Annotated in this window: 23 protein-coding genes; 16 read left to right on the top strand and 7 right to left on the bottom strand. The window is 63.9% G+C overall.

Going from position 1 to position 24,431, the window contains the following annotated elements; genetic code table 11:
* Positions 1-13 precede the first annotated feature (13 nt).
* From J3489_RS02225 to J3489_RS02235, 3 genes are all read left to right on the top strand, one after another.
* Positions 14-1,063: a 2,5-dihydroxypyridine 5,6-dioxygenase NicX family protein gene (locus J3489_RS02225; protein WP_206995717.1), complete on the top strand. Its 1,050-nt coding sequence runs from the start codon at positions 14-16 to the stop codon at positions 1,061-1,063.
* 11 nt (positions 1,064-1,074) lie between these two features.
* Complete coding sequence (locus J3489_RS02230; protein WP_206995719.1) at positions 1,075-1,728, top strand: isochorismatase family protein; 654 nt, start codon at positions 1,075-1,077, stop codon at positions 1,726-1,728.
* Positions 1,729-1,867: 139 nt separating this feature from the next.
* Positions 1,868-4,141 carry a xanthine dehydrogenase family protein molybdopterin-binding subunit gene (locus tag J3489_RS02235; RefSeq protein ID WP_206995721.1) on the top strand — a complete coding sequence of 758 codons (2,274 nt, stop codon included), beginning with the start codon at positions 1,868-1,870 and terminating at the stop codon, positions 4,139-4,141.
* A gap of 56 nt (positions 4,142-4,197) precedes the next feature.
* Here the strand turns inward: J3489_RS02235 and J3489_RS02240 are convergent, their stop codons facing one another.
* On the bottom strand, positions 4,198-4,641 hold the full coding sequence (locus J3489_RS02240; protein WP_206995722.1) for a MarR family winged helix-turn-helix transcriptional regulator: 444 nt from the start codon (positions 4,639-4,641) through the stop codon (positions 4,198-4,200).
* Positions 4,642-5,039: 398 nt separating this feature from the next.
* Here J3489_RS02240 and J3489_RS38250 point away from each other — a divergent pair, with 398 nt between their 5' ends.
* Complete coding sequence (locus tag J3489_RS38250; RefSeq protein WP_255554877.1) at positions 5,040-5,165, top strand: hypothetical protein; 126 nt, start codon at positions 5,040-5,042, stop codon at positions 5,163-5,165.
* 434 nt (positions 5,166-5,599) lie between these two features.
* Here J3489_RS38250 and J3489_RS02245 read toward each other — a convergent pair whose 3' ends face one another.
* Positions 5,600-7,114, bottom strand: a complete 1,515-nt coding sequence (locus tag J3489_RS02245; RefSeq protein WP_206995724.1) for an ATP-binding protein — start codon at positions 7,112-7,114, stop codon at positions 5,600-5,602.
* A gap of 151 nt (positions 7,115-7,265) precedes the next feature.
* Here J3489_RS02245 and J3489_RS02250 point away from each other — a divergent pair, with 151 nt between their 5' ends.
* Positions 7,266-7,637: a response regulator transcription factor gene (locus tag J3489_RS02250; protein ID WP_206995726.1), complete on the top strand. Its 372-nt coding sequence runs from the start codon at positions 7,266-7,268 to the stop codon at positions 7,635-7,637.
* Positions 7,638-7,685: 48 nt separating this feature from the next.
* Here J3489_RS02250 and J3489_RS02255 read toward each other — a convergent pair whose 3' ends face one another.
* A complete protein-coding gene (locus J3489_RS02255) occupies positions 7,686-8,345 on the bottom strand; it encodes a response regulator transcription factor (protein WP_374193417.1) in 660 nt (219 codons plus the stop codon).
* Between the two features lie 271 nt (positions 8,346-8,616).
* The gene (locus tag J3489_RS02260) at positions 8,617-8,892 is read right to left on the bottom strand and encodes an HU family DNA-binding protein (protein WP_206995729.1); all 276 of its coding nucleotides are present in this window, start codon (positions 8,890-8,892) and stop codon (positions 8,617-8,619) included.
* On the opposite strand from J3489_RS02260, the gene J3489_RS02265 reads away from it, so the two are divergent.
* Positions 8,891-9,070, top strand: coding sequence for a hypothetical protein (locus J3489_RS02265; RefSeq protein WP_206995730.1), 180 nt, complete (start codon positions 8,891-8,893; stop codon positions 9,068-9,070). The two genes, J3489_RS02260 and J3489_RS02265, sit on opposite strands and share 2 nt — an antisense overlap.
* Positions 9,071-9,245: 175 nt before the next feature.
* Positions 9,246-9,449 (top strand): cold-shock protein, encoded by a 204-nt coding sequence (locus J3489_RS02270; RefSeq protein ID WP_206995732.1) that lies wholly within the window; start codon positions 9,246-9,248, stop codon positions 9,447-9,449.
* Between the two features lie 104 nt (positions 9,450-9,553).
* Here J3489_RS02270 and rpoD read toward each other — a convergent pair whose 3' ends face one another.
* From rpoD to J3489_RS02285, 3 genes are all read right to left on the bottom strand, one after another.
* Positions 9,554-11,584, bottom strand: coding sequence for an RNA polymerase sigma factor RpoD (gene rpoD, locus J3489_RS02275; RefSeq protein ID WP_206995734.1), 2,031 nt, complete (start codon positions 11,582-11,584; stop codon positions 9,554-9,556).
* Positions 11,585-11,737: 153 nt separating this feature from the next.
* Positions 11,738-14,479 carry an MGH1-like glycoside hydrolase domain-containing protein gene (locus J3489_RS02280; protein WP_206995737.1) on the bottom strand — a complete coding sequence of 914 codons (2,742 nt, stop codon included), beginning with the start codon at positions 14,477-14,479 and terminating at the stop codon, positions 11,738-11,740.
* Between the two features lie 206 nt (positions 14,480-14,685).
* Positions 14,686-15,159: a LysR substrate-binding domain-containing protein gene (locus tag J3489_RS02285; protein ID WP_206995739.1), complete on the bottom strand. Its 474-nt coding sequence runs from the start codon at positions 15,157-15,159 to the stop codon at positions 14,686-14,688.
* 255 nt (positions 15,160-15,414) lie between these two features.
* Between J3489_RS02285 and J3489_RS02290 the strand changes: the two genes are divergently transcribed.
* From J3489_RS02290 to J3489_RS02330, 9 genes are read left to right on the top strand one after another with little or no spacing between them, the layout of a single operon-like run.
* Positions 15,415-16,767: an amidase gene (locus J3489_RS02290; protein WP_206995741.1), complete on the top strand. Its 1,353-nt coding sequence runs from the start codon at positions 15,415-15,417 to the stop codon at positions 16,765-16,767.
* Positions 16,768-16,781: 14 nt separating this feature from the next.
* A complete protein-coding gene (locus J3489_RS02295; protein WP_206995743.1) occupies positions 16,782-17,669 on the top strand; it encodes a polysaccharide deacetylase family protein in 888 nt (295 codons plus the stop codon).
* A gap of 22 nt (positions 17,670-17,691) precedes the next feature.
* Positions 17,692-19,029 carry an MFS transporter gene (locus J3489_RS02300; protein ID WP_206995744.1) on the top strand — a complete coding sequence of 446 codons (1,338 nt, stop codon included), beginning with the start codon at positions 17,692-17,694 and terminating at the stop codon, positions 19,027-19,029.
* Between the two features lie 21 nt (positions 19,030-19,050).
* A complete protein-coding gene (locus tag J3489_RS02305; protein ID WP_206995746.1) occupies positions 19,051-19,806 on the top strand; it encodes an SDR family NAD(P)-dependent oxidoreductase in 756 nt (251 codons plus the stop codon).
* 13 nt (positions 19,807-19,819) lie between these two features.
* Positions 19,820-20,575, top strand: a complete 756-nt coding sequence (locus J3489_RS02310; protein WP_206995748.1) for an SDR family NAD(P)-dependent oxidoreductase — start codon at positions 19,820-19,822, stop codon at positions 20,573-20,575.
* 29 nt (positions 20,576-20,604) lie between these two features.
* Positions 20,605-20,916, top strand: a complete 312-nt coding sequence (locus tag J3489_RS02315) for a hypothetical protein (RefSeq protein WP_206995750.1) — start codon at positions 20,605-20,607, stop codon at positions 20,914-20,916.
* Positions 20,913-21,965, top strand: coding sequence for a CobW family GTP-binding protein (locus tag J3489_RS02320; RefSeq protein WP_206995752.1), 1,053 nt, complete (start codon positions 20,913-20,915; stop codon positions 21,963-21,965). Before J3489_RS02315 ends, J3489_RS02320 begins: the two co-directional genes overlap by 4 nt.
* A gap of 32 nt (positions 21,966-21,997) precedes the next feature.
* Complete coding sequence (locus J3489_RS02325) at positions 21,998-23,176, top strand: ABC transporter substrate-binding protein (RefSeq protein WP_206996056.1); 1,179 nt, start codon at positions 21,998-22,000, stop codon at positions 23,174-23,176.
* 20 nt (positions 23,177-23,196) lie between these two features.
* On the top strand, positions 23,197-24,246 hold the full coding sequence (locus J3489_RS02330; protein WP_206996058.1) for a GntR family transcriptional regulator: 1,050 nt from the start codon (positions 23,197-23,199) through the stop codon (positions 24,244-24,246).
* Positions 24,247-24,431 lie beyond the last annotated feature (185 nt).

A 24,431-nucleotide genomic window follows, 5' to 3' on the forward strand; every position in this document is an offset into this window, starting at 1 on the left:
TCCGGAGCAACCGATGCCCATTAGCGACCATCAATTGATCGAGGCGTGGAAGCAGGTTCTCACGCTCTCGCGGCTCGAAGCCGGCCAGACCGTGACCCTCCTGACGAGCGCCGCCACGCACGCGCAGACGCTCTCGTGCGCGCTGATCGCGACCCAGTCGATGGGTGCGATCGTCAATCGACTCGACCTGCCGCCGGTGAACGGCGCGAAGGCGTTCAGCCGCGACTCGCTCGCCTACCTCGGCACGACGCCGCTCACGGGCAACCACGCGGCAATCGCGGCGCTCAAGGAGAGCGACCTCGTGCTCGACCTGATGACGCTGCTGTTCTCGCCCGAGCAGCACGGCATCCTCAAGTCCGGCACGAAGATCCTGCTGGCCGTCGAGCCCCCCGAAGTGCTCGCGCGCCTCGTGCCGACCGCAGGCGACCGCGCGCGCGTGCTCGCCGCCGCGCGCAAGATCGCGGCGGCGCGCGAGATGCGCGTCACGTCGCCGGCGGGCACGTCGCTCACCTGCCCGCTCGGCGAATTCCCGCCGACCGCGGAGTACGGCTTCGTCGACGAGCCCGGCCGCTGGGATCACTGGCCGAGCGGCTTCGCGCTGACCTATCCGAACGACGGCACCGCCCGCGGCACGATCGTGATCGACCGCGGCGACATCCTGCTGCCGCAAAAGCGCTACGTGAGCGAGCCGATCGTGCTGAGCGTCGAAGGCGGCTACGCGACGAAGATCGAAGGCGGCGTCGATGCCGCGCTGTTGCGCGACTACATGGAGACCTTCGCGGACCCGGAAGGCTACGCGATCTCGCACATCGGCTGGGGCCTGCAGCCGCGCGCACGGTGGTCGACGCTCGGCCTCTACGACCGTGAAGCCACCATCGGCATGGATGCGCGTGCGTTCGAAGGCAACTTCCTGTTTTCGCTCGGCCCGAACAACGAAGGCGGCGGCAGCCGCACGACCGCCTGCCACATCGACATCCCGCTGCGCGGCTGCACCGTGAGGCTCGACGACGACGTCGTCGTGCGCGACGGCCGCGTCCTCGAACCGAGCCCCTCCCACATCTGATGAGTCCCGCCATGCCCGATCTCTCGCAACACGCCGAAGCGCGCGTCTATCGGCAACAAGGCTTCGGCACGCCGCTGCCGGTGCACGGCAATATCGGCTTGCTGATCGTCGATTTCGTAGTCGGTTTCGCCGATCCGGCGACGTTCGGCGGCGGCAACATCGCGCCGGCCATCGCGCGCACGGTCGATGCGCTCGCGCTGGCGCGGCGCAACGGCTGGCCCGTTGCTCACAGCCGCATCGTCTACGCCGGCGACGGCAGCGACGACAACGTGTTCTCGCTGAAGGTGCCGGGGATGGCCACGCTGACCGAGGATCACCCGAACAGCGCGATCGTGCCCGAGCTCACGCCCGCGTCCGGCGAGCTGGTCGTGCGCAAGACCGTTCCGTCCGCGTTCTTCGGCACGCAACTCGCACCGTGGCTCACACGGCGCGCCGTGCAGACCCTCATGGTGGCCGGCGCGGTGACGAGCGGCTGCGTGCGAGCGAGCGTCGTCGATGCGATGTCTTACGGATTCCGCCCGCTCGTGCTCGCCGACTGTGTGGGCGACCGGGCGATCGAGCCGCACCACGCGAACCTCTTCGACATGCAACAGAAGTACGCGGCGGTGATGCCGCTCGCCGATGCGATCACGGCGATCGAGGCGTCCGGCCAGCGCGCCCGCTGACGTGCGGCGTGGCCCGCCCGGCGCGGGCCGCGCGAGTGACGCGGACATTTGACGTGGAGATTTTGGCCGCCTACCGTGGTCCGCCCGGGACCGTAGCGGCGCAGCGCCGGCCGCGCCGGCCCAACTGGAACGACCTGCCGTGAACCGCTCCGAACTGCTCGCGCGCGACGGCTGCCTGACCGTGATCCGGCAGCCCGTGCCTCCCGTCAAGCCCGCGCCCGGCCAGCCGGGCAGTCTTTCGTCGTATGTGCCCGACGGGCCCGAAGTGTTCGTCGCCGTGCTCGACGACGGGCAGATCCTCGCGTTCAACGGCCACGTCGATCTCGGGACGGGCATCCGCACGTCGCTCGCGCAGATCGTCGCCGAGGAGCTCGACGTCCCCGCCGCGCGCGTGACGATGCGGCTCGGCGACACCGCCCTCACGCCCAACCAGGGCCCGACCATCGCGAGCGCCTCGATCCAGATCTCGGCCATCCCGCTGCGCTGCGCCGCGGCACAGGCGCGCAGCGCGCTGCTGGAACTCGCCGCCGAACGCTTCGGCACCACCGCAGCGCTGCTGTCGTGCGACGACGCCGGCGTCTTCTTCACCGACCCGCTCGACACGCGACGCGTGACGTTCGCCGAACTCGTCGCCGGGCGGCGCATCGCGCTCGATCTCGACCTGAAGGCGCCGGTGAAGGACCCTTCGGCGTATCGCGTGATCGGACGCTCGTCGCCGCGCGTCGACATTCCGGCCAAGGCAACGGGCGCGCTCGCGTTCGTCCACGACATGCGTGTGCCGGGCATGCTGCATGGGCGTGTCGTGCGGCCGCCGCACGGCGGTGTCGATAGCGGCGCGTTCGTCGGCCAGCTGCTCGATTCGGTCGATTGCGAGTCGGTTGCGCACATTGCCGGGCTGCGCGCCGTGGTGGTGCTCGGCGACTTCGTCGGCGTGGTGGCGCAACGCGAGGAACAGGCGATCCGCGCCGCGCGCGATTTGCGCGTGAAGTGGAAGCCGCTGCCCGTGCTGCCGTCGCTCGACGACCCCGGCGCCGCGATTGCGGCCGCGCCCGCGAAACGCCGGCTGCTGCTCGAGGAAGGCGACGTGCGGGCCGCGCGCGAGACGCCCGATACGCTCACGATTTCGCGCACGTACGTGTGGCCCTATCAGATGCACGCTTCAATCGGCCCGTCCTGCGCGCTCGCCGATTACCGCGAGCCCGGCAACGGCCGCATCACCGTCTGGTCGGGGACGCAGAATCCCGCTTCGCTGCGCTGCGACCTCGCCGCGCTCGTGGGCCGCGACGAAGCCGACTTCGACATCGTGCGCATGGAGGCGGCGGGCTGCTACGGCCGCAATTGCGCCGACGACGTCTGCGGCGACGCGCTGCTGCTCTCGCGCGCAGTCGGCCGGCCGGTGCGCGTGCAGCTCTCGCGCGCCGACGAGCATGCCTGGGAGCCGAAAGGCACGGGCCAGGTCGTCGAGGTGACGGGCACCGTCACGCGCGACGGGCGCCTGCTCGGCTACGACTTCGCGACGCGCTATCCGTCGAACGACGCGCCGCTGCTCGCCTCGCTCTTGACCGGGGTGGTGGCGCCGGAGCCGCGCGTCTTCGAGATGGGCGACCGGACGTCCGTGTCGCCGTATGCAAGCCCGAATCGCCGCTTCATCTGCGACGACCTCGCGCCGCTCGTGCGTGCGTCGTGGCTGCGCGGCGTCTCCGCACTGCCGAACTCGTTCGCGCACGACGCGTTCGTCGACGAGCTCGCGGCGCTGACCGGCATCGATCCGCTCGAATTCCGCCTGCGGCATCTGAAGCGCGATACGCGCGCGGCCGAGCTGCTCGCCGCGGTTGCGGCGCGCGCGGACTGGAAGCCGCGGACCGGGCCACGCGAGCGGAACGAACACCGGCGCGAACGCTTTGCGCGCGGACGCGGCATGGCCTACGCGCGCTACGTGCACAGCCGCTTTCCGGGCTTCGGCGCGGCGTGGTCCGCATGGGTGGTCGACCTGACCGTCGATCGCGCGACGGGGGAGATTCGCGTGGATCGCATCACCGTGGGCCAGGACACGGGCACGATGATCAATCCCGATGGCGTGCGCCATCAGATCCACGGCAATGTCATCCAGGTGCTGAGCCGCTCGCTGAAAGAGCAGGTGCGCTTCGCCGGCGGCAAAGTGGCGAGCCGCGAATGGGGAAGTTATCCGATCCTGACGTTCCCTGAGTTGCCGGCCATCGACGTCGTGCTGATGCCAAGGCAAGGCGAGCCGCCGCTCGGCGCGGGCGAATCGGCTTCGGTGCCGGGACCGGCGGCCATCGCGAATGCGGTGTTCGATGCGACCGGCGTGCGCTTCTGCTCGCCGCCGTTCAGGCCGGAGACGATACGCGCGGGGTTGCGCGAGGCCGGCAAGCTGCTCGACGCCCCGCCGTAGACGCAGGCGAACGCGGCCGACGTCCAAGGGCATCTGAGGGAACCGCAGTGCGAGGCTTACTCGCCGTCGGATTCCATCATCTTGCGCAGCAGGAACAGCAGCGCGACGCGCTCGCCCGCGTTGAGCATGCCATAGGTGCGCTCGGTCACCTGCTTCGCGAACGGCACGGTTCGCTCGATCAGTGCGAGGCCGGACTGGGTCGCGCGCACGAGCAGCTTGCGGCCGTCGCTCGGGTCGGGCAGCACCTCGATGAGCGCGCGCGCCTTCAGACGCTCGACCACGCCGCGGATCGTCGCCTGATCGATGGCGGTGGCCTTGACGATGTCGTTGAGCGAGCAGCCCTGTTTCTCCTTGACGGCGCAAAGCGTGACGAACTGCGCGGCCGTCAGGTCGGAATCGGGAATCGCTTCCTGAAAGATGGCGACGTGGCGTTGATAGGCGCGGCGCAGCAGATGGCCGACCTGATCGTGAAAGTCGTAGGAATCCTTATGTGACGGCATGAATGTGCAGGTCGAAAGCGCTCTCGTGCTTGAAATGGATGTAGTGTACACCCTCTTCCGCATGCCGCACTTGGCCGCCTGACGAGGCGCTTGCGGGACACCGAGGACGGCTCGGCAGGCTCAGCGAGGACACGCCCTATTCGAGCGCATACGCACTAATGAAGCGCGATATCGGCACCGTCGTCGGCAACATCGCACGCGAACGCGATTTCGACGTCCGGTTGGGCGTGACGCTCCGATCCCTCCGCTCTCGCTCGATCGCCGCACGCGTCTCATACAAAGGTATGAACCCGCTACTCTTTCGCAGGATGTACGCCAGCCGTTCGTAGAATAGCTTTGCCGTTCGCAAGGGCCTACCTTTGTCTCATGGGGACAAGGACAGCACTACGGAGCGCATCATGAACACGCTGCACAACTGGATCTTCATCGGATTCAACGCCTACGACGAGTACACCTTCGTGCCCTGGCTGAACCGGAACGTATATCGGCGCACCGTGGACCTGAGCCAAGTCTGTATCCTGTAACGCCACGCCAAGGTCATCCGTTCACGCTGACGCCATCAATGGATGCCGGCGAATCACGACCTTGATGCCCTCGACGAGCCGCTCAAAGTGAAAAAGATAGACGTACCGAAATTTCCTTCGATCCCGCGCGGCCCCGAAGACATCACTTTGAACGAGGTCCCCGCCGGCAAAGCCCGGACCAGGCCGGAACAAGACAGGACGAGCGGAACGCCCGCTCACGCAGCGTTCCGTGCTTCGGCAAATTCGACAAGCGCAGCACGGCAAAATGCGATTGCATCCGGGCGCTCCCGCAGCTTGCAGCGTTCACGCATGACCGATGGCCGACGCCTCCGGCGCCTTGCCCTCCTCCCCTTCAGCCGCAGGAGATGGAGCCATGAAGACGATGGCTCACGATAGCGTCTGCGCGTCGAAGCCGTTGTCTTTCCGGCCGACCATCAAGCCGGCGCGTCCATTTCCACTGAAGGCAGACTGAATCTAAACGTCGCGCCATGCGTGGCGTTGTTGGATGCCGAGATCTGCCCTCCGTGAGCTTCGATGATCGAGCGGCAAATCGGCAACCCCATCCCCATTCCCTGCAACTTGGTCGTGAAGAATGGGGCAAACACCCTCCCCGCATTGTCGGCATCGATGCCCATGCCCGAGTCCTGTACGGTGACAACCAGTTTCCCCTGTCCGTCCTGACTCGATTCGATCAGCAGTTCGCGCGGCCGGTCGCCGACGTCGTCCATCGACTGCATGCCGTTGATCACCAGATTGATCAATACCTGCTGAAGCTGAACCCGGTCTCCGAGCAGCGGCGGAAGCCCTGAGCCGAGTTTCAGGTGCAGCGCCACGCGATGATCCGACACCTCGCGGTTGATGAGGGATACGACATCGCGAACGACATCGTTGATCTCCAACTGCGTCTTCTGCGGGACCGCCCGCTTGGCGAGCGAGCGAATGCGCTGCACGATCTCAGCCGCGCGCCTGCCGTCGCCGATCACGCGCTTGACACACGCGCGCACCTCGTCCAGATCCGGCTGCGGCCGGTCGAGCCAGCGCAGACTCGCCTCGCCGTCCGTCACGATCGACGCCAGCGGTTGGCCCAGTTCGTGCGCGATGGATGCGCTCAACTCTCCAAGCGTCGTCACCCGCGTGACATGCGCGAGTTCGGCTTGTGCCTCTTGAAGCTGCGCCTCGGCTCTTTTCGCAGCCGTGACGTCCATGACGGCACCCATGAATTGCACTTGATTGGGCTTATCCGTCGCCACATGCCCCACCACGTGCACGTGCTTCACCGAGCCGTTCGGCAGCAGCAATCGATGCTCGGAATCGAAATCCTGCCTGGCGGTCGCGGCGCGCCCGATCGCCTGCCTGACGCGCGAGACGTCGTCAGGATGCACGCGTTGCAACACGAGTTCGATGGAGGGGTTCACGGACGGCTCGAACCCGAAGATACGGAAGGTCTGCTCCGACCAGACAATCTCTCCACTCGACGCATTCCAGCCAAAACTTCCGGTGAGGCTCAGATTCTGTGCTTCCGCCAGAAAGACGGCCTGGTTTCGGCGCTGTATCTCGTCGAGCCGGCGGACCTGCCTGATCAGTGCGGTCACGACAAGTGAAGTGATCAGAAACGTGACCAGCTTGGTGACATCCTCTCCGTAAAACGCCTGGAAGGTGAACAACGGCGGCGTAAAGAAGTAGTTGAGCAGTGCGACGGCGACGATCGAGAAGATGACGGATGAAACATAGCTGTCCATGATAGACAGCAGGACGATGACGATCAAATAGACGAAGCCGGTCGCGGCAATGCTGAGTTGGAGCCGGAAGCACACCCAGGTCACCGCGCCCAAGGCAGTGCAGCCTACGACCCAGAGCAACATCAGGTACCGGATGCGGTCGACCCCATGCATCGCCATCCATTGCACGGGCGATGCCGGCCATTGTTTCCTTCCCTGCAGCGATTCCAAGAGCGAGGTCATGATGACGTTTCCTCATAACTGACAATCCGCCTATACGTTCGTATGATTTTCTTCCGGCGAATCACGTTCTACGCTTTCAATCAACGATCGAAGCGGTTTCAACCCCTGGGCTCCGGCACCGCAACCCGAGGTCTATCTTTTGAGTAACGATCAAATTGTTTCTATCGTCGACGACGACGAGGCGGTTCGCCTGGCGACGTCAAGCCTGGTGCGCTCGCTCGGATGGCAGGCGCGCACTTTCGCGTCGGCAGAGGAATTCTTGCAGTCCGGATGTGCAGGGAAAACTTCGTGCCTGATTTCCGACATCATGATGCAGGGCATGTCGGGGCTCGATCTCCATGAGCGCCTGCTCGAACTCGGATGTGCGCCTCCAACCATCTTCATGACCGCCTATTCGACCACCGCGCTTCGGGCAACCATTGAGACCAAGGAAGTCCTCGCCTTTCTCGATAAACCGATCGATGCCACGGCAGTCGCTTCCTGCCTCAAACAGCTTTTAGGTCAACCGTAGCGTTCCAGCTCGTCGTCATCTCGGCACACGTCAGAATCGGCCCGCCTGTCACGTCTTCCGATGCCGGGCGGCAATACCGATGGCTTCCGCCTTGCGGACCAGATCGGCCACGGAACGTGCCGCCATCTTCTTCATGGCCTGGCCGCGATGGATTTTCACGGTGATTTCGCTGAGATTCATTTCGGAGGCGATTTGCTTGTTCATGAGTCCGGCCACGACGAATGCCATGACTTCCTGCTCACGTGGCGTCAATGATGCATAGGACGTGCGAAGTGCGTCTGTCGAATGCTCGGCGGCAAGACGCCCGGCATCGCGGGCCAGCGCTTGCGTGACGGCGTCCAGCATGTCTTGGTCGCGAAACGGCTTCGCAAAGAAGTCGAGCGCGCCCGCTTTCATGGCCTTCACCGTCATCGCGATGTCTCCGTGTCCGGTCATGAACACGATCGGCATGCGCAGGCCGCTCTTGGTCAGCTCTTCCTGAAAAGCAAGCCCGCTTTCCCCGCGCAGTCTGACGTCGAGGACCAGGCAACTGGGCACCTCGCGCTTGGGAAAAGCGAGAAATTGCTGAGACGATTCGAATACTTCCACATTCAGTCCCACTGACCGCAGCAGGCTGCTCAGCGATAGCCGTATCGATTTGTCGTCGTCCAGGACGTAGACCATCGATTCCCCTGCCTCGCCAGCACCGGGCGCCGAATTCATCTTCATCCCCTGCTTAATCGTTGTGCGCTCATACGAAACCGGCACCTGTCGACATGGGCGGTTCTTGTCGGGCGACGGCAGCCGGCACTCCCTCGCCAATTATTCTAGTCATTGAAAACACGCTGGAATAGCGCAATCCGGTTGCTTGCAGCGATTCCACGTCCCGCGCGATTTCATTTTGTCATATGAAAAGGAGAATGGCGAACAACGATACGACGCACGACTGCACGGTGTCATTTCAGAGTACAGCGATCATGGAGATACCCCGACGGGGGCCTTATTGATTGACCGCGTCCTTGAAGGCCTTGCCGGCGGTGAACTTGACGGTTTTCGCGGCGGGGATCTGTATTTCTGCACCCGTTGCCGGATTGCGGCCCACCCGTGCGGCACGCGCGCCCGTGGAAAACGAGCCGAACCCGATCAGCTGGACGGTTTCGCCCTTCGTGACGGCATCAGTGACCGAAGCGATGAACGCCTCAATCGCCTCGTTGGTTGCGGCCTTGCTCTCGCCCGTCGCTGCAGCGACCGCGTCCACCAATTCCTGCTTGTTCATGGCTGATCCCCTATTGTGTTGTGAAGCCGTCACCCTACCTGATGGCCGCACGTTCGCGCAATGGCAGCTGCATTCGCCACCACGGGGCTTGCTCATGGAACTGGCCGTCGATGCATTGGACAATGTCGGACCGTTCCTCAACGATGTCGATCCGACGGACGTGCTCGCTGTCGATTAGCATGTGCTACCGCTCAATCAGGCTGTTCACGGACTCTGCGCAGGTATCGCTCACGGCGACTAGCCAAAAAAAACTGGATTTGGCGATGACGGCTCACTTGTGATAAAAGATAGCCGCACGTCCGGCGCAGGCAGGTCGTGTCATCTACAACTAGTCTCCTTGGAGCATTCAGAACATGGCAACAGGTACCGTCAAGTGGTTTAACGATGCGAAGGGTTTCGGGTTCATCACGCCGGACGACGGCGGCGAAGACCTGTTCGCGCACTTCTCCGAGGTGCAGGGAAGCGGCTTCAAATCGCTTCAGGAAAACCAGAAGGTCAGCTACGAAGTCAAGCAGGGCCCCAAGGGGAAACAGGCCGCCAACATCAAGCCGCTGTAAGGTTTCCGCGCCGCGAACGCGTCATGTCAGGGTAGCGATCAGGCCGGTGCGTGATCGCTGCGGGTTTGCAGCAGAGCGTGAAGGGACGTCGCTCCCGGCTTGGCTCAGCGTTCGAGAAAGGGTCTCAACTTGTTTGCGCAGCTGGGATGCGCCAGTTTGCGCATCGCCTTGCTTTCGATTTGGCGAATCCGCTCGCGGCTCACGTCGAACTGCTTGCCGACCTCTTCAAGCGTGTGGTCGGCGGTCGTATCGAGACCGAATCGCATCCGGAGGACCTTGGCCTCGCGCGGCGACAGCGCGTCGAGCGCCTCATCGATCGCGGCGCGCATGTTCGCGCGGACCGCGGCCTCTGCCGGTGAATTCGCAGAGACATCCTCGATCAAGTCAGCGAGCGTGGCGTCGGCATCCTCGCCCACAGGGGTCTCGAGCGAGACAGGTTGCCTCGCGATCTTGAGGATACTGCGCACCTTTTCCTCGGACATCTCCATGCGCACCGCGAGGACGGCGGGATGCGCCTCCTCTCCCGTCTGTTGCAGAATTTCGCGCGAAATCCGGTTCAGCTTGTTGATCGCGTCGATCATATGCACCGGCACACGAATGGTCCGCGCCTGATCGGCAAGCGCGCGCGTGACGGCCTGCCGGACCCACCATGTGGCGTATGTCGAGAACTTCCAGCCGCGTCGGTATTCGAATTTGTCCACCGCCTTCATCAGGCCGATATTGCCTTCCTGGATCAGATCCAGGAACTGCATGCCGCGGTTCACGTATTTCTTGGCAATTGAAATGACGAGACGAAGATTCGCCTCGATCATCTCCCGCTTGGCCTGCCGCATTTTCGACTCCGCGGCACTCATCTGGCGGTTGATCTGCTTGAGTTGCTGGAGCGGCAGCGAGACCCTGGCTTGAATGTCGATGAGCTTCCGCTGCCCGGCCTGAATAGCCGGCAAATGTCGCTCGAGCGCCGCGCCGAACGGCTGCGAAGCCGCCGCCATACGGCTGGTCCATTCAAGGTCGGTCTCGTGGCCCGGGAACGACTCGACAAACACCTCGCGCGGCATGCCGCACCGGTCGACGGCGATCTGCAGGATGCTGCGCTCGATCGTGCGAACCTGAGTCACCTGTTCCTGCACGCTGGCGCACAGGCGGTTAATGGTTCTAGCCGTAAAGCGGATCGGCGCCAGTTCGCTCTGGATCTCCGAGCGCACTTGCGCAACGGCCGCGGAACGGGCTTTTCCAGTAACGGGAACATCCGGCAACTGCTCGAACAGAGCGCGCACGCGCGCGAAAACCGCAAGACTGTGGCTCGTGAGCTGTTCGAGGCGGGCTGCGCTCGCCTTCTCCGAATCCTCAGCGCCCGTTTCAGTGTCGTCATCGTCCGGGTCATCGTCGGAGGCGTGTGCGTCCATGTCGTGGTCTTCCGACTCCAGCGTCATTTCGCTTCCGTCGGCGTCCCCGCTGATGCCATCGACCAGTTCGTCGATACGCAGTTCGCCGGCAACGATGCGGTCCACATCGGCCAGAATCGCGGACACGATCGACGGACACGCGGCGATCGCCTGAATCATGTCCTGCAGGCTGTCTTCGATGCGTTTCGCGATCTCGACTTCACCGGCGCGGGTCAGCAGTTCGCTGGCGCCCATTTCACGCATGTACATCCGGACCGGATCCGTGGTGCGGCCGAATTCCGAATCGACGGTCGACAGCGCAGCTTCGGCTTCCTCGTCCGCCTGATCGTCGGATGCCGCGGCAGGCGCAGCGTCGTTTAGCAGGAGCGTCTCGGCGTCCGGCACCTGCTCGTACACTGCCACGCCCATGTCGCCGAAGGTGCTGACGATCGTCTCCATCGCAGCAGTTTGCGTAAAGTTGCCGGGCAGGTAGTCGTTGATGTCCGCGTGGGTGAGATAGCCTCGCTCACGGCCAAGCGCGATCAGCGCGCGCATCTGGCGTTGACGCTCCTCGTCCCGGCGCGCCATCGACGCCATGTCCAGCGGGGTTTCGACGGCCAGGGGTTTTCCCTTTGAGACGCGGCGGCCGGCTTTTGATGTAGCTGCGACGACGCGGGGCGTGGAATCGTCCCGATCAGGGTTTGCCAATACATTCTCCTCGACAGGTTGGCTGACGATCGTCGCGAGCATGACAGCAACTCAATATGCCTGCCGGGTTGTGAACGGAATCGTGGAATGACGCACGGGCAGTCGAGGCCGGGATGCCTCGCGCGGAATGCGGTGTGCGCAGCTTGCGGGATTGTGAATGATACCGGACGACCTTGTGCGACGCAATATGGAACGCTACCGCACCATGGCCGGCGCGGTAGCGTCGGTCACTGGCGCAGCCACCGACGCAACATCAGGCGCTACGTGGGACAGCTTCATCATGCGCGGCTGGAGCAGCAGCGCGACGAGCCCGCTCCAGCCTGTCTGATGCGAAGCGCCGACACCGCGTCCGTTGTCGCCGTGAAAGTACTCATGGAACAGTACGAGATCCCGCGAACGCGGGTCGGCTTGCAGCATCGGATAGGCCGCCATGACGGGCCGCACGCCTTGTGCATCTTTGAGAAAGAGCGTGGTGACGCGCCGCGCAAGGTCGTCCGCAATCTCGCTCAGCGAAGACCTGTTGCCCGTTCCAGCCGGGTATTCGACGCGAAACTCATCACCGTAGTAGCGATGGAACTCATACAGCGATTCGATCAGCAGGTAGTTGACCGGCATCCAGACCGGCCCGCGCCAGTTCGAATTGCCGCCGAACACACGCGAGTCCGATTCGGCAGGCAGGTACTTGATGCAGAAGCTCACGCCGTCATGGTCGAAGACGTACGGTGCGTCGCGATGCACACGGGACAGCGCCCGCACGCCGTGCTCGGAGAGAAACTCGTTTTCATCGAGCGCGCGGCGCAGCAGCGCTGTCATCCGGTATCCGCGCAACAACGACAGCAGCGTGGTGTTGCCCTTGCCGGGTTCGGTCCAGCGCGACACCAGCTTTGCCAGATTCGGCCGATGATCAAGAAACCACGCCAGCCGTTCGCGCAATCCCGGCAGATGGCCGTACACGCGCTCCTCGAGCACGTGTACGGCGAAGAGCGGAATCAATCCGACGATCGAACGAATGCGCATCGGCACACGGGTACCGTCCGGAAAGTGCAGTACGTCGTAGAAGAATTCGTCGTGTTCGTCCCATAACCCTGTGTTGCAGCCTTCGCCGCAACTGACCGCTTCCGCAATATACAGAAAGTGCTCGAAGAACTTCACCGCGATTTCGACGTACGCGTTGTTCGTCATCGCCAGCTCGAGGCCGATCTGCATCAGGTCGAGCGCGTAGGAGGCCATCCATGCCGTGCCGTCGGCCTGATCGATGCGGCCGCCCGTCGGTAGGGGCGAAGACCGGTCGAAGATGCCCACGTTGTCGAGCCCGAGAAAGCCACCCTGAAAGATGTTGCGGTCATCGGCGTCCTTGCGGTTGACCCACCACGAGAAATTGAGCAGCAGCTTGTGGAACATGACTTCGAGAAACGCGTGATCGCCGACGCCCGTCACCTCGCGGTCGAGTTCGTACACACGCCATGTTGCCCACGCTTGAACCGGCGGGTTCGCATCGCCGAACGCCCACTCGTAGGCGGGTAATTGCCCGTTCGGATGCATGTAGCGCTCCTTCACGAGCAGGAGCAATTGCTGCTTCGCGAAGTCGGGATCGATCATGGCGAACGCGGCCGCGTGAAATGCGAGGTCCCACGACGCGTACCATGGGTACTCCCACTTGTCGGGCATCGACACGATGTCGCCATTGCACATGTGCCGCCAGTCCGCGTTGCGGCCGTCCCTCCGTGCTCTCGGCGGCTTCGGCTGGCCAGGGTCACCGTCGTGCCAGCGCGTCACGTCGAACTGGTAGTACTGCTTCGTCCACAGCATGCCGGCGAGCGCCTGACGCTGCACGAGCCGCGCATCGGCGTCGGCGATGTCGTGCTGAAGCGCCGCATAGAATTCGTCGGCCTCCGCTTGCCGGCGCGCAAAGAGCTCGTTCATGTCGAGCCGCACGGCATCCGGAGCCGGTTCGGCACGCCAGCGCAGAAACAGCACCGAGCGCTCATGAGGCGCGAACTGCAGGTACACATGCGCAGCGGCGCGGGTACCCTTGTCGCGCCGGATTGCCTGCTCGTCGCCGTCGACGAGGTAGTCATTGAAGCCGTCCTTGAACGGCCCCGCTCCTTCGAGGCCGAAAATGCGGCGCACATTCGTTTCGTTTTCGCAGAAGAGCCACTCGATCGGCTGTTGCGCCGACGCCGTCACGATCATCGTTCCCAGCGCGGGATTGCGCGCGACGACGCGCGCGCCTTCCTCTGCATTCGGCTCCAGAGTGAGCGACGGCTTGCCGGGCTTGCCCGACCACGCCCATCTGTTGCGCGCCCAGAATTGCGGCAACACATGAAGCGCCGCACGCTGATCCGCGCGGTTTTCCACGGTCACGCGCATCGCGATATCGTCGGGTGTGTGCTTCGCATACTCGACGCAGACGTCGAAGTAGCGGTTATCGTCGAACACGCCCGTATCGAGGATTTCATATTCGGGCTGATCGGCGCCGCGACGCAGATTTTCGTCGATCAGATCCTGGTACGGGTACGCGTCGTGAGGATACTTGTACAGCATCTTCATGTACGAATGCGTCGGCGTGCCGTCGAGATAGAAGTAAAGCTCCTTTACGTCCTCGCCGTGATTGCCTTGCGCATTCGTCAGCCCGAAGAGCCGTTCCTTGATGATCGGATCGTGCCCGTTCCAGAGCGCGAGCGAAACGCACCAGTCGAGCGGGTCGTTGCCGAATCCGGCAATGCCGTCCTCGCCCCAGCGGTACATGCGGCTGCGCGCGTGATCGTGCGGAAAGTAGTCCCATGCGGTGCCGTATTCGCTGTAGTCTTCGCGAACGGTGCCCCATTGCCGCTCGCTCAGATAAGGCCCCCAGCGGCGCCATCGGTCGAGTTCCGGACCATGGAGCCGGGACCCTTCCTGCGACTGGAGAAGATTGATTGCGCGTAGCGGTGGCATGGAACCTCCCGACCCGAAATCGACCATCCAACACGTTCAGTGCATGAACATCTGTCTTTCTTCGACGAACGGCCCCATCAACCGTGGCCAGACGGTACCTTAATGATAAGCGCCATCGCGCTGCAGCGGCGATCCGCCGTACCGGCCGGCGGACTCCGGGTCGAGAGGAGCGAGCGGGCGCAACAGACGCCGACACGATCCCGCCCTCAATGATCCCGACCGCATTCCCTCAGCATCCATGCAGCAACCGCATCGACCGCGGCGGAACGCGCCGGTTGTGCCGATCGCATCAACCATAGCGGCGCCCGTGCAACCGATGGCACCTGCGGCAGCGCTGCGACGCGGCCTGCGGCGAGCGCGTCTGCGGCCATCAGCCGGGACACCATTGCGATACCCAAGTCACGTGCCGCCGCCGCGATCAGCAGGCGCGGCTCGTCGACTGTCATCGCACGCCGCGTGACGAGACCGTCGCGGCGCAATTGCGCGAGCCACGGCGCCCAGTCCGGCTGTGACTCCTGCACCAGCAACGGCGCTTCGCCGAGCACGCGCGGAAACGGCGCCCGGCGCAGGCGCCTTGCCGTCGCCGGCCCGCAGATCGCGATTGCATCGTCGTCGAGCAGCGGTTCGCAGCGCACCTCCGGCGATTTGTGGCGGACGACCCGGCGCCAGTAGCATTTCATAGGGAATACATGTCGTTCTCCTAATTAGACTGCCAACGCTCGCATCAACTCACGGTTCAATCACCAACCCGTCCCCCTTGTTGCAGGAACGCTGGGGCACCGCCCGCGAGGTGCACGCATGGGCCACGGGGACTTGGCCCGGATGTGAAATAAGGGTTATCCCCTATATCCATGGCGATTTTGTACTCTTCCAATTTAAACGTACATTGTCGACGACATACATTTACGAATTCCACTCATCGAGGATATCCCGGCATGGATGAGAACTTCGCCACGGCACTCGCGCTGTCCCATGCTTACGCAAGCCGCCGTGCCGATCCTGTCGACACGGTCCGCTCTGCCTTGAAGCGGGCACAGCAAGTGCCGGCGCTGTTCATATCGACAACGCCGGAGCGCGCGCTCGCCGAAGCAGAGGCGTCCGCCGTCCGGTGGCAGAACCGCGCGCCGTTGAGTCCGCTCGATGGCGTACCTGTCGCATGGAAGGATCTGTTCGACATCTCCGGCACCGTAACGACTGCAGGATCGATCGTGTATGCGGGTCACGCGCCCGCAGCAGCAGACGCCCCGCTCGTCGCCGCTGCGGCACGGGCAGGGCTCATCGGCATCGGCAAGACGAACCTCTCCGAGTTTGCGTATTCGGGCCTCGGCCTCAATCCGCATTTCGGCACGCCGGTCAATCCATTTCTGGACCATGGAGCACGCGTGCCGGGCGGGTCGTCCTCGGGCGCGGCGATCGCCGTTGCGGCCGGCGTCGTGCCGATCGCGATCGGCACCGATACCGGCGGCTCCGTGCGCATTCCTGCGGCATTCAACGGTGTCGTCGGCTACCGGGCGAGTACTTCGCGGTATCCGAAAAGCGGCATGACGGCACTGTCGAAGACGCTCGACACATCAGGGCCGCTCGCGCGAAGCGTCGCGGACTGTATGGCATTCGACGCGGCCGTGCGCGGCACGACCATGGCCGGGAGCGCTGCGAACCTGAAAGGGCAGCGCTTTGTCGTCGATCCGTCGCTCATCGAGCGTTACGCCGTGAGTGACGCCGTGGTCGCGAACCTGGGACGCTTCGTCGAAAGACTTCGAGATGCGGGCGCCGTGGTCGACGCGCGCCGTTTCGCGACACTGGAACAGGTACACGACCTCATTCGCACGCACGGATGGCTGGGCGGCCTGGAGGCGTTCGAGGTCCATCATGCGCTGCTCGATTCGCCCGATGCGGACCGTATCGATCAGCGCGTGCGCACGCGTCTGGAGAGAAGCCGCGCCGTTCCCGCCGGGCACCGCGACTACTTGCTCGCGCGCCGCCTCGAACTGATTGCCTCGTTCAGGCATGAACTCGCCGAGGCCACCTTGATCGCGCCGACCGTGCCGCACGTCGCGCCTGAGCGCGCGCCGCTCGAAGCCGATCCAGAACGGTTCGCGCTTGTGAACCTGCAGACGCTGGCGCTCACGATGCCCGGCAGTTTTCTCGACACGCCGGCGGTCGCCATGCCGTCCGGCACCGGCGAGCACGGCCTGCCCACCAGCGTGCAGTTGATGCGCGCACAAAACGGCGACGACGCGCTGCTCGATATCGCATGGTCGATTGAACGACAGACATACAGTTCCTGAGGAGGAAACACACGATGGCAAAGGAAATCCTGATCGCATTCGGTATCGACGTCGATGCCGTCGCCGGCTGGCTCGGCTCCTATGGCGGCGAGGACTCGCCCGACGACATCTCGCGCGGGCTCTTCGCCGGCGAAGTCGGTTCGATGCGCCTGCTGAAACTCTTCGAGCGCGAAAAACTGAAGACCACCTGGTTCATTCCGGGCCACTCGATCGAGACCTTCCCCGAGCAAATGAAGGCAGTCGCGGCAGCAGGCCATGAGATCGGCATCCACGGCTACAGCCACGAGAATCCGATCGCGATGACGCCAGAACAGGAAGAAGTGGTGCTCGACCGCAGCATCGAACTCGTCACCCAGCTTGCGGGCCGACGTCCGACCGGCTATGTTGCGCCGTGGTGGGAGTTCAGCGCTGTCTCGAACGAACTGCTCGTCAAGAAGGGCATCAAGTACGACCACAGCCTGATGCACAACGACTTCCATCCGTACTACGTACGAGTCGGCGACACCTGGACGAAGATCGATTACAGCAAGCATCCGAGCGCGTGGATGAAACCGCTCGTGCGCGGCCAGGAAACGGACCTGGTCGAGATTCCAGCCAACTGGTATCTGGACGATCTGCCGCCGATGATGTTCATCAAGAAGTCGCCGAACAGCCACGGCTTCGTCAATCCGCGCGACATCGAGCAGATGTGGCGCGACCAGTTCGACTGGGTCTATCGCGAGCACGATTACGCCGTCTTTCCGATCACGATCCACCCCGACGTATCCGGCCGCCCGCAGGTGCTGCTCATGCTCGAGCGGCTCATCGCGCATTTCCGATCGCACCGCGGCGTACGTTTTTGCACCTGTGACGAAATCGCCGACGATTTCCTGCGCCGCCATCCACGCGGCATATCCGCCTGACCCTCACTTGGGAAGCACAACGATGAAGGTGAATCTGCTGTCCGAAGTCGGTTTCAAGCCTGAAATCATCCTGCCCGTCGATGTGAAACGCGCAACCATCGTCGCGTTCTTCGCCTGGGTTTTCGCAGTCTACGACTTCATCCTCTTCGGCACACTGCTCCCGGAAATCGGCAAGCACTATGGATGGAGCGCCGCAACGCAGGCTGAAATTGCGACCTTCGTCGCAATCGGCACAGCGGTGATTGCCTTCGCGATCGGACCGCTGCTCGACCGGCTCGGCCGCAAGGCGGGCCTCCTGTGGACCGTCGCGGGCGCGGCGCTTTGCTCAGGATTGACGGTGGTCGGCGGCGCGATGGGTCAGTGGCCGCTCGTCCTGATCCGCTCGCTGTCGGGCCTCGGCTATGCCGAGGAGACCGTCAACGCGACGTACCTGAATGAGCTCTATTCAGCCGCCAACGATCCGCGCCTGAACCGCAACAAGGGCTTTATCTACAGTCTCGTGCAAGGCGGCTGGCCGATCGGCGCGCTCATCGCTTCGGGCCTCACCGCCCTCCTCCTGCCACGCATCGGCTGGCAGGGCTGTTTCGTCTTCGCAACCTTTCCGGCCGTCGTCATCTTCTTCATGACGCGACGCCTGAAAGAGAGCCCGCAGTTCCTGCTGCACAAGCAGATCAAGCAACTGCGCGAAGCGGGTCAGGACAGGGAAGCGCGCTCGCTCGCGGGCGAGCATCAGGTGGATTACGAGCAGCACAGTCGCGCGGGCTTGCGCGAGGCTTTCCGCGGCGATGCGCTCAGGGCGACGCTCGTGCTGGGCGGCGGCATCCTGCTGAACTGGTCGGCGATCCAGGTGTTCAGCGTGCTCGGCACGACCGTTCTCACGCGCGTTCACAACGTGTCGTTTGAAAACTCGCTGCTGATCCTCGTGCTGTCCAACGTGATCGGCTATTGCGGCTACCTGAGCCACGGCTGGATCGGCGACAAGATCGGCCGGCGCAACACGCTCGCCATCGGCTGGATGCTCGGCGGTCTCGCCTTCGCGGGCATGCTGATGGGACCGAGCAGCGCGGGTGTCGTCGTGGCGCTCTACAGCCTGGGACTGTTCTTTCTCATCGGACCGTATTCGGCGGCGCTGTTCTTCATCGGCGAAAGCTATCCGACCTCGATCCGCGGCACGGGCAGCTCCATCGTCCACGCAATGGGCCCGATCGGCGCGATTCTCGCGGGCGTCGGCGTGACGTCGATGCTCAACCACGGCGGCGACTGGATGCATGCCGCGATCTGGTTCGGCGCCGTGCCGTGCTTCCTTTCGGGTTTGCTGATTCTTTGCGCGAAGCACATCAGCCCGGCAACCATCAAGTAACCCATGAGCGGACAATCACGAATGAAAGTTGCCCTGATCACCGGCGCCGCAAGCGGCATTGGACAGGCGCTGGCAGTGGCCTATGCGCAGATCGGCGTGGCCGTCGTGGGCGGCTATTTTCCAGGCGACCCCCACGACCCGCTCGACACGGAACGAGCCGTTGCGCAGGCCGGCGGCCAGTGCGTGATGCAACCGGTCGACGTCACGTCCGCCGAGCAGGTGGAAGCGTTCGCGAATGCCGCGATCGAGCGCTTTGGCCGGATCGACTTTGCCATCGCCAACGCCGGCCTCTTGCGCGCCGCGCCGTTAGCCGAAATGCGCGACGACCAGTGGTTCGACATGCTCGATGTCGACTTGTCCGGCGTGATGCGCACTTTCCGGGCGGCCGCGCGTCACATGTCCGACGGCGGTTCGATGGTCGCGGTATCGTCGATTGCGGGCGGCGTGTACGGCTGGGAGAACCACACGCATTACTCCGCCGCGAAGGCCGGCGTTCCGGGCCTGTGTCGTGCCGTCGCGATGGAGCTGGCTGCGCGCAATATCCGCTGCAACGCGGTGATCCCCGGCCTGATCGAGACGCCGCAATCGCTCGACGCGGTGAACTCGCTCGGGCCGGAAGGACTCCGGCAGGCGGCGCTCGGCATTCCGCTCAAGCGAGTCGGCCGGCCTGCCGAAATCGCCACGCTGATTCGCTTCCTGACGAGTGATGACGCGTCCTACATCACCGGCCAGGCGATCATCGCCGATGGCGGCCTGACCGTACGCTGGCCGGGCTAAGGAGACTCACGCAATGACTCCGTTTTCTCTCGACGGCCGACGCGCCGTCGTCACCGGCGCCGCGAGCGGCATCGGAGCGGCGATTGCAACGGCGTACGCCGCGGCCGGCGCGCGCCTGCTGCTTGCCGACCGCGACGCCTTGCGCCTCGCCCAGCGGGCCGATGCGTGTCGCGCGCTCGGCGCTGCCGTTCAGACGGTGCAGGCTGACGTCGGCGTGGAAGCGGATGCGAACCGCATCGTCGATACTTGCATCGAGGCGCTCGGCGGCATCGACATTCTCGTCAACAACGCCGGCATGCTGACGCAGGCGCGTTGCGTCGATCTGACGACCGCCATGTGGGACGACATGATGCGCGTCGACCTACGCAGCGTGTTCCTGTGCACACGCCGCGCGCTGCCCGCGATGATCGCGCAGAAATGGGGCCGCGTGATCAACGTCGCGTCGCAGCTCGGCATCAAGGGCGGCGCAGAGCTGTGCCATTACTCGGCTGCGAAGGCGGGTGTGATCGGCTTCACGAAGTCGCTCGCGCTCGAAGCGGCGCCGGACAACGTGCTGGTCAACGCCATTGCGCCGGGACCGATCGAAACGGCGCTCGTCGATGGCATCAGTGCCGCATGGAAGCAAGCGAAATCGGCTGAATTGCCGTTGCGCCGCTTCGGCAGGCCGGAAGAAGTCGCGCCGGCTGCCGTGCTGCTCGCGTCGGACCCGGGTGGCAACCTGTTCGTCGGCCAGACGCTCGGGCCGAACTCCGGCGATGTGATGCCCTGAACTGCCCGAAAGCCCGACGGAGAATCATCATGTGCGGAATGTGCGGACTGCTCGGCGGCGGCAATCACTGGTCTAACACGACCGCGCCCGACAGGGGTCCGAATGCGCGGCGCCAGCGCTACATTCAGGCCGCGCTCGCCAACCGGATCCTGATTCCGCTGCGCCTGAGGCTCGACGACTTCCACGGGCAGTGGTTCGTGTTGTCGTCGCCTACGGGCAGGAGCGAGCTCGTCGGCGACTTCGCCCAGGTCTGGAAGATTGCCGAGACGATGCTCGGTCGTCCCCTGGATCCGCTGACGCTGTTCGAACAGACGTGCGACGCAGCGGAGCCGCACGTATGAGCCTCACCTACGATGTCATTCCAGTCACGCTCGTCACCGGCTTTCTCGGCAGCGGCAAGTCCTCCCTGCTCGCCGACGTGCTCAAGGGTGACGCAGCACGGGACACCGCCGTGCTCGTCAACGAGTTCGGCGCGGTCGGACTCGATCATCTGCTGGTGGGCGAAGTCGAAGCGCAGACCGTGCTGCTCGACAACGGCTGCATCTGCTGTTCGATCCGCGGAGAATTGAAGGACGCGCTCGCGACGCTCTTTTCACGGCGCGCGCGCGGCGAAGTCCCGCCATTCACGCGGGTCGTTCTGGAGACGACCGGGCTTGCGACGCCGGCCCCCATCGTCGCCACGCTGCTCGCCGATCCCGTCATCCGCAGCCATTACGTGCTCAACTCGACCGTAACGGTAGTCGATGCGCTCAACGCCGCCCTGCAGCGCGCGCGACACACCGAATGGCTGGCACAAGTCACAGCGGCGGACCGCATCCTCATCAGCAAGACCGATCTGGCCGACGAGGCGCACGTTGCGGTATTGATGACTGCGCTTGGCGAGATCAATCCCGCGGCTGAAGTGTCGAGCCGCAACCTGGAGGCGGATGCTCTACTCGATCTGCTGTTTGCGCCTGCGAGTCCGGACGCTCTGATCCGCAGAATCGGCGCACAAGCTCGCTCGACGACGCCCGCCGGTTTCGGCGCAACGGGCTCCACACTGGCTTTCGCCCATCGCACCGCGATACGACAAAACGACATCCGATCGTTCTGCATGCAGATAGAAGAACCGGTCGATTGGCAGATCTTTACGCTCTGGTTCACCATGCTGCTCAACCGGCACGGTGATAATATTTTGCGCGTCAAGGGATTGCTTGCGATCAAGGGCGCGCAACGGCCTGCCGTGCTGCATGCCGTCCGGCATCTCGTTCATCCGGTCCTGCATCTGGATACCTGGCCCGATGCAGTACGTGCATCGAAGCTCGTCTTCATCACCGAAGGGCTAAGCGGCGAAAGAATCGAAGCATCGTACCGGCGGTTTTGTTCCACGCTCGAAGAATCTGTTCATTGAAACCTGCGCATACCCAGACTCCCGCACCGGCCGTGCACAGGTCCAAGGTCGAACTACGCGTCCTCGGCACCTCGGTCACGCTGCAGGAGCATATCCGCAAACAGGCCGAGCACGATCTCGGCATCAGGCTCCGCTTCATCGTCGAGGACGGTTCGGCCGTGCAGCGCAATGGCGTCATGCATCCGGAAAGTTACGAACTCTACGATCAATGGTTTCACAGCATCGACTGCCTGTGGCCGGCGCGCGCACTGCAGCCGATCGACGTGAGCCGCATTCGCCGCTGGGAAGAGATCAATTCGCTGCCGCGCGCCGGGCGGCTCTCCCGGCGGGCATGCACGGGCGCCGGGAGCATCCCGGTCGACCGCCTGTACGTGCAGGCGGACAATTCACTCGGGCGCAAGGTGTCCGGGCGCATCAGCATGCTGCCGCTCACGCACAACGCGGACAGCTTCGTCTATCTGGAGGACGCGTTGCCGGCGGGGCTCATCGAGGGCGGTGAAAGCTGGGCATGGCTGCTTGCGCCGCAACTGGCGGGCCGGGTCGCACTGCAGGCCGATGCGGCGATCGGCGCCATCGACGCCGCGCTCGCCGTCGAAGCCTGCGGTCTGATGAAGTTCGCCGACATCGGCAATCTGACGATCGAGGAGATCGATGCGCTGATCGCAACGCTGATCGAATACAAGCGCCGAGGCCATTTCGCGGGCTTCTGGTCGAGCTTCGCGGAGGCCGCGCAACTGATGATCTCGAACAAGGTCGTCATACAGAGCATCTGGTCACCGGCAACGGTTGAACTCGAAAAAGCCGGACTGCATTTCAGGCTCGCGAGCCCACGCGAGGGTTACCGTGCGTGGTTCGGCGGCATGTCGCTCTCGCGTGCAACGCAAGGCCGCGTGCTCGATGCCGCTTATGAATACCTCAACTGGTGGCTCGACGGCTGGGCCGGCGCGACCATGGCGCGACAGGGCTTCTACATTTCGAACCAGGAGCGCTCTCGCGACTATCTCACCGCCGCGGAATGGGCCTACTGGTACGATGGCCAACCCGCCGCCGCCGAATTGCCGGGTCCCACCCGCAGGCATCTGGTGGCCGCGGGACAGCGCCGCGACGGGGGCAGTTACGTCGCGCGCATGGGCAGTATCGCGGTATGGGATTCCGTGATGGACGAACACAATTATCTGGTGCGGCGCTGGGCCGAATTCATGCGAGCCTGACGCTGCCCGCCAAGCCGAAGATGACAAGACGCGCAAGCGCAACCATTTCAACGCAGCCTTCCGTGACCGACGCCGCCTCAGTCGAGGCCGAGGCACGGCTGCGTTATCGTCTGATCCATGACCAGTTGAAGAGCGCCATCGCGCTCGGAAAGATCGCGCCTGGACTGGTGCTGCTTGAAGGACCTGTTGCGCGCATATTCGGCACGAGCCGCGTTCCGGTTCGCAAGGCGTTCGAAATGCTGCATGCGAGCGGCCTGCTGCACACATTCGAAGGACGCGGGTATCTCGTCGCGAGCCCCGACGGTAGTGCCCGACCGCCTCTGCGCGCGCCGCTTTCGGAATCCGCCCTCGGATTCGACGAGGCGCCCGCGCCGCTCACGCTGCCTTCGAACAGCGAGCGCATTTATCACGCGCTGGAAGCGGCCGTTTCGATCGGCATCACGTTCGGCCATTTTCGTATCGACGAGAGCGAGGCGGCCGAAGCTTTCGGTGTGAGTCGCGCGACGGTTCGCGAAGCGCTTAGCCGCTTGCGCGATCTCGGCCTGGTCGAAAAGTCCGCTTACTCACACTGGCTGTGTGGACCGCTTACCGCACGGGCCGTTGCCCACGACTACGAGCTACGGGCACTTCTGGAGCCCCCAGCGCTGCGGGCCAGCATGCCGCATCTGTCGAAAGGGATGTTGACCCTGGCACTCGCTGAAGTGGAGCGCGCGATCGAAGATCCTGACTCGATCGACGCGGACGCCCTGGAGCGGATCGAAACCGCGTTGCACGTGGAATGCCTCAGCCAGGCGCCAAACAAAAAGCTGCTCGGCATGATCGGGCACGCGCACATGCCGCTCACCGTCAATCATGCTTTTTATAACGCCTTCAATCTTCATCCCGAAACCGGCACGCTGGTCGAACATCGAGCAGTCCTCAAACACTTGCTCGCAGGAAGCGCCGAGGCCGCAGTCACGGCACTTGCCGATCATCTCCACGCGGCCCAAAAACGCACGCTGCAGCGCCTGAAAGTTCTGGCGGTGCTGCCCGAGCCCGATCTTCCGGTTTTCATGCACCGTATCTCCTGATTCGATGCGGTCAATGACTTCAGGGCAGCGTGCTGCAGCTCGATCTTGAATAGTCGCGTCACTATGGGCAGTGTCGACGCAGTACGCACAGCGGCCGTCGAAGGCTTAGGCATAAACCCCTCGCCGCTTAGCGGGAGTCGTCCATCACATCAGATCCTTCAAAAGCGAGTACACAAATGCGTATG

Source organism: Trinickia mobilis (assembly GCF_017315705.1).
In the GTDB taxonomy this organism is placed as follows: domain Bacteria; phylum Pseudomonadota; class Gammaproteobacteria; order Burkholderiales; family Burkholderiaceae; genus Trinickia_A; species Trinickia_A mobilis.